Origin of the sequence: Arthrobacter sp. I3 (assembly GCF_000520575.1) — a bacterium.
Lineage (GTDB): Bacteria > Actinomycetota > Actinomycetes > Actinomycetales > Micrococcaceae > Arthrobacter > Arthrobacter humicola_A.
Map to the genome: position 1 here is coordinate 53,404 of NZ_KI914928.1, position 5,675 is coordinate 59,078.

8 protein-coding genes are annotated in these 5,675 nt (G+C 64.1%); 4 read left to right on the forward strand and 4 right to left on the reverse strand.

Going from position 1 to position 5,675, the window contains the following annotated elements:
- From Y706_RS25340 to Y706_RS0112870, 4 genes are all read right to left on the reverse strand, one after another.
- The coding region (locus tag Y706_RS25340; RefSeq protein WP_253906786.1) for a response regulator at positions 1 to 315 on the reverse strand (315 nt) is incomplete at its 3' end.
- A gap of 289 nt (positions 316 to 604) precedes the next feature.
- Positions 605 to 1,054, reverse strand: coding sequence for an SRPBCC domain-containing protein (locus Y706_RS25345; RefSeq protein WP_043436110.1), 450 nt, complete (start codon positions 1,052 to 1,054; stop codon positions 605 to 607).
- A gap of 529 nt (positions 1,055 to 1,583) precedes the next feature.
- Entirely contained in the window at positions 1,584 to 1,970 is a 387-nt protein-coding gene (locus tag Y706_RS0112865; protein ID WP_028276897.1) for an SHOCT domain-containing protein, read from the reverse strand.
- Positions 1,971 to 2,066: 96 nt separating this feature from the next.
- Positions 2,067 to 2,513: a hypothetical protein gene (locus tag Y706_RS0112870; protein WP_028276898.1), complete on the reverse strand. Its 447-nt coding sequence runs from the start codon at positions 2,511 to 2,513 to the stop codon at positions 2,067 to 2,069.
- Positions 2,514 to 2,952: 439 nt separating this feature from the next.
- Here Y706_RS0112870 and Y706_RS25350 point away from each other — a divergent pair, with 439 nt between their 5' ends.
- From Y706_RS25350 to Y706_RS29780, 4 genes are all read left to right on the forward strand, one after another.
- Positions 2,953 to 4,158: a glutamate--cysteine ligase gene (locus Y706_RS25350; RefSeq protein WP_043436111.1), complete on the forward strand. Its 1,206-nt coding sequence runs from the start codon at positions 2,953 to 2,955 to the stop codon at positions 4,156 to 4,158.
- 16 nt (positions 4,159 to 4,174) lie between these two features.
- Positions 4,175 to 4,360, forward strand: a complete 186-nt coding sequence (locus Y706_RS0112880) for a hypothetical protein (protein WP_028276899.1) — start codon at positions 4,175 to 4,177, stop codon at positions 4,358 to 4,360.
- Between the two features lie 326 nt (positions 4,361 to 4,686).
- On the forward strand, positions 4,687 to 5,415 hold the full coding sequence (locus tag Y706_RS25355; protein ID WP_043436112.1) for a FadR/GntR family transcriptional regulator: 729 nt from the start codon (positions 4,687 to 4,689) through the stop codon (positions 5,413 to 5,415).
- A gap of 80 nt (positions 5,416 to 5,495) precedes the next feature.
- On the forward strand, positions 5,496 to 5,675 hold a 180-nt coding region (locus Y706_RS29780), incomplete at its 3' end, for a hypothetical protein (RefSeq protein ID WP_216699134.1).

Sequence of the window (5,675 nt, forward strand, 5' to 3'; positions counted from 1 at the left end):
CAGCACGGCTTCGTTGGCATCTCCGGTCATCAGGAGGCACCGGATGGTCGGGTCCGCCGCAGCGATGGCCCGGCACACGTCGGCACCTGAACCGTCGGGGAGATCATCGTCAAGGATGACCAGCTCCGGGCGGAGGGCAGGGATTCGCCGGAACGCCCGGCGCGCGGATCCTGATTCTCCGGCGATGCTGAGACCATCGGACTCCAGTAGATGGCGCAGGCCCCGTCTCACGACCTCGTGGTCGTCCAGCAGATAGACGCCCCGGCCGGCCAAAGGGGGCGGCGGGTGGATTTCCGGTTCAGCCATCATCGCCATTACGTTCCTTCGCTTTTAGGGCACCGAAGGCGTGCTGGATGATCCCGTCCGGTCCCCATCCAGCGTGCATCCATGCGCACACTGCCCGACAGGCCCCACAGTAAACCGATAGTGCCGACCCAACAAGGGCCCGCGGGGGTGGATCCGTGGCTTTTCTGAAGGTGTTCTGCAGACAACCGCTGTCGTAACCTCAGACCGCCACTAGAGGTCCGTCGGGGAGTATGGCCCAGAGCACGCTCGGGCAGCGTCGGGCGCTCTTGGACACTGCGCGCTTCTCCGATGGCGCTCATCATCCCGTGGTTCGAACGTGTCGGCCGAGGATTTCGGCGCGTTTCCTGACCGCGCTAACGTAATCGGTGAAAGCCTGCTGCGTGTCGGACGCAAACTCCCGGAGCAGCAGCCCGCAAAGCGGGCCAGTGAACTCTTCTCTTACGAGCAGGTGCGTCATGCCGCCCATCGGTTCAAGCGTGAACGTGCGCACCCCGGTGAGAAGGCCCAGAGGCAGGCCCTGGGTCCAGGTCATCACCTCGCCGGGCATCTGCTGGACGCGCAGCCGGAAGGTGCGCTCCCCTCCGGTGTGGGTTCGGATTCTGATGGTGCCACCGTTGCGCAGCTCTCCCCTGATGTGCGTGATGCCGGATTCCCAGACGGTGAAGTTCCGTGCATCGGTGATGACGTCCCAGACGGTGGAGCTTCGGGCTTTGATCAGTGTCTCGGCCCCGACCGAGTGCCTGGCCATGCTGTGACCCTGGCCGAGCGGGCGCCGGGTTGTGGGCACCTGGTCTGTAGACATCAGCCCGCAACCCAAGGCATTGGCCGCAGGACCGGACCGACGACGCGACCAGCCAGCCATCGGCAGGCTCCATGGCCGATAGCGCCGGCAACGGGCAGCGCCGCGTTCTGGACGGCCATGACACCGCAGCCCTCCGCGGCCGGCAGATCGTGCATCTCCGGCACGGCGCTCCCTACTGATTCTTCAGACAAGGGGATCTCCTTTTCTAAACGGAGTGACAGCCGGATACTAGCCCGGCTTCCTGTGGGCAGCCAGAGAGTCCACTGATCGGGTTATGCCTCGCAGCCTCGGCCGGTCCGAACCGCCTGCGGGAACGCCCTCGACCGCTGGCAACCGGCCACCGTGCCGCCCAATGGCATGGAGCGACAGTCTGGCGGTTGCGCAGAAGGACACCGCACCCTGGTCGAGGACTAAGACACCACCTCGTCCATGGTCATTGCATCTGCTGCCAAGCGGTGCTGGGTCGATGGCGCTCTCAGACCAGAGCCTTGGTCTTGATTCTTTCGAATTCATCAGCGCTGATTGTTCCGGAGTCCCGAAGAGCCGTGGCTTTGGAGATCTCGTCGCTCGGACTCGGTGCAGCGACGCTGCGGATGTAAGCATCCGAGGCCTCCCGGTTCTCCTGGGCCCGTGCCATGGACCGCTCCGTCATGCCCTTACCGCGGGCAATCACGTAGACCAGCACACCCAACAAGGGCACGAAGACCAGGAAGAGGATCCACACGGCTTTCCACCAGCCGCTCAGCGTGTCGTCGCGGAACAAGTCGCCGATGACGGCGAACAACGCCCAGAGGAAGGCGATGAACGCGTATACGAGGAAGAACCACCAGAAGATATCCCAAAAGTTTTCCCAGAAACTCATGTCAACTTCCCTGCTTTCTGTAGGAGCGGTGTGGGGCGGGAATGCAGCCGGGCAGGACTGAGGCTAGCTGCAGACCTGCCCGGAGGGGCCTTGAGGTCAGCATTTAGTCGCCGTCTGGAGGTCACTGACCGCGGCCTGGACGTTGGCGGCGTCGTCCCGCAGGGAGGCGGCCGCCTGAGTAAGGGTGGCATCATCCGGGACGGCTCTGACGGCTGCGTCGAACTTGTTTTCGGCCGTCTTAACTGCGTCCATTTCGTCCTTGGCTACGTCCTGGCTGGCCTTGACCAGGTCGTCGTAGGTCTTCGCGACCTGTTCCCGTGCCGATTTGATCTGTTCTATCGTGGCACCGGGTTTGAGTGTCTGTTTGAAATTTGTCAGGGATCCGGCGAAGGCACTGGCAGCAGCGCATGCCTGCGAAACGTTCTTCTCCGCTCTGGCGCTGCTGACACTGGTGCCGGGGCTGGACGTGCCGCAGCCCGTGAGCAGTGCGATGGCTGCCCCGGCTGCGATCGATCCGGCAAGGATCGGGTGTGGTCTGGACACTGGAGGCCCCTTTCCGAAATGGAATGCGGCAGGGAACCCTGCCGCACGTAAGTCCGACCATTGTCTGCCCGAAACACGGGCGTGGGCCTCATCCGGGGAAGGTGATACGTACTGCTAGCACCCGGAATCCCCCGGCGCCCCGCCACCAACCGGGCGCCGACCGCGGGATCTCGTACCGGTATTGGGCAGCAGCAGATCCCGGCCGTCGTTACGCGTCCCCTTCCGCGGAAGGTATGGCCGATGGTGCCACGTGCGTCTGGATGACCGTCTTAGGGGCTTTTCCTTCCGGCATGTTGTTGTTGGGGATATTCTGGGGATCAGCAGCGCGAGCGGGCCGGTGATCATGGCTTGCGGAGGAGGGCTGTATAGCTTCATTGGCAGCCGCCTTGCAGTGGCAGGGCTGGAGGCCTTCCTGTTAGGAGCTGCCTTGAATTCTTCAATGACGAGACCACCCAACCGTTCTGGCGGCGAGGTTCCAAGGACGTTCGGCGTCGAGGAGGAATTCCTGCTCGTCGATGCCACGACGGGGCAGCCCGTACCCGCCGCGGAGGCGTGCTTGGCCAAGGCCCCGCAGCGCCCTGAAACCAGTGGCGGCCCATCCTTGGCTTTGGAGGTCCAGCAAGAGCAGCTCGAGGCCGTTGGCCCTGTCTGTTCCACGCTGCAGGAAGTAATTGCGGGCATCCGCGAGGGCCGGCGGCTTGCCGACGAGGCAGCCCGTTCGGTGGGCGCACGGGCTGTCGCCGTGGCTACCAGTCCCATGCCGGCCACTCCTACCCTCGTAGCGCAGCCCCGTTTCCTGAACATGGCAACGCGGTTCGGGGTGACGCTCCGGGAGCAACTCACCTGCGGCTTCCATGTTCATGTCGGTGTCAACGACGGTGAGGAAGGGGTGGCAGTCCTGGACCGGATCCGGCGTTGGTTGCCCGTGCTGCTGGCGCTGAGCGCGAACTCCCCTTTCTGGCAGGGTGCCGACACCGGATACGCAAGCTTCCGTTACCAGGCTTGGAGCCGCTGGCCGACCGCCGGGCCCTGCGAAAGGTTCGGATCAGAACGGGAATACCACCGGTACGTGCAATCCCTGCTGACTACGGGCGTACTCCTCGATGAAGGCATGGTGTACTTCGACGCGCGCCTTTCCCGGAATCACCCGACTGTGGAGGTACGCATTGCCGACGTCTGCATGGAGGCCTCACACGCGGCCGCGATTGCCGCGCTGGTGCGGGGACTCGTTGAACGGGCCGCCCGGGAATGGCGCTCCGGGATTTCTGAGCCCCGGCTGTCCGCCGGGCAACTGCGCCTGGCGGCGTGGAAGGCAAGTCAATCAGGCGTCGACGACACCCTCCTGCACCCCCTGCTGAACATTCCATGCCCGGCTGGAGAAGCGGTCCAGGTCCTCCTCTCCCATATCCGGCCAGCCCTGGCCGACAGCGGGGACGAGGAGCAAGTAACCGCGGAAGCGGCCCGGATCCTGAGCGCCGGCACAGGTGCACGCCGGCAGCGCGAGACCATGATGAGTACACAGAGCCTGGCCGCCGTGGTGCTCGAGGCGGTGGGACACACCCACGGCGTCGAACACCACGGCCCAGCCCAGGCGGTCCCGGCGCCTGCAAGCTACCTGACGGATATTCCCAGATCACGTTCCTGATGACTCGGTTGAGGATATGGGTAACGCGGAGCCGGCTCCTGCCAGCGCCCGGGCACAGGCCCGAGCCGCGGTCCTCCCTTGGATGGTTCTGCTGGTGCTGGCCCTGATCTCTTCCGCGGTCGCCGCGGGTTCACTGGTGCTGGTCGGCGTTGACCTGGCCATCGGCAGGCAGCCGCCGGCGATGTGTTTATCGCTGGGCTGAACGGGGCTATGGCCACGGTCTTTTGGCTGTGGCGGTCCCATTCTGCACGACCAAAATTTCGGCACACTGAGTGGTCGTGATCACTTCCGCCACGTGGTTCACGTCCAGAGATAGCACGTCCAGAGATAGAAGGTCGGGCATTCTCGGTTTGGATCCGTCGTCGTGGTGTTGGAATTCCACTCCGAACTCGACTTCGAGCACGATTCTCGCGGGCTAGCATCAGGGGCGGCATCCGCAACCCTTGGCGAGAGCACCTGAGGCCCTTACCCTCACGACATATTCGGAACTTCCTTGACGGTCCGTGTGACAGGTGCCATAGTCTTCGTATGGACCTGTTGGACAGCTGGACAGCTGCACAAGATCGAGTGGTGCGCGTCGGCGCGGCCGAAGCGGTCTTCGCATCCCTCCGCAGCGCAATCGAAGGCGGCAAGATTCCCGTCGGCACCCGCCTGGACTCGGAGGCATCGCTGGCCAAACAGTACGGCGTGAGCCGCACAATGGTCAGGGAGGCGCTGCGTTCCTGCACCGCATTGGGACTCACGGCCACCCACACGGGTAAGGGCACCTTCGTCATCGCTGACAAGGTGGCCCAGGACCTCAAACTCGGCAAATATTCGGCCAGCGCCCTCGTGGAAGCCCGCCCCCACGTGGAAGTGCCGGCCGCGGGCCTCGCCGCCCAACGCCGCAGCAGCGAAGACCTGGAGGCCCTTCGGGAAATCCTCCGGGAAATGTCCGAGGAAGATGATCTCCAGCAGTGGGTGCTTTTGAACACCGAGTTCCACGTGACCATCGCCCGGTGCAGCGGCAATGGCGTGTTCGAATCATTCCTGTCAGACATCTGCGACGCCATGGCCAACCAATCAAACACCCTTAACCTCGTGGCTGACCGGCGCAAGGAATCGGGTCAGGAACACGCCCGCATTTTCGCTGCCATCGAGAATGGATCAGCCGAGGAAGCATCCCAGGCCATGAGGCTGCATTTGCACGGGGTCGAATGCGCCCTGGGCACCATCGTCCCCGGAAGCGGAAACTCCAGGTCCGGCCATACGCGCTAAATCCTAAACCCCGGATTCACCCACCCTCCCCTGCTGCAGTCGCCGCAAGCCCCGCGCGGCCTCTTTGTCCTGGAACAACCATGCCCACCGTGCCGGCTGCGGCGTCACTCAGTCCTGCCCCGACCCCAGATTTTTACCGTCCAAACCCGTCAACGAAGCCCTGTGAGGACCCCATGACCACCGCACATACCGCCCCGGACACCCGCTCCGAACACGATCTCCTGGGTGACCGGGATGTTCCCGCCGGCGCCTACTGGGGC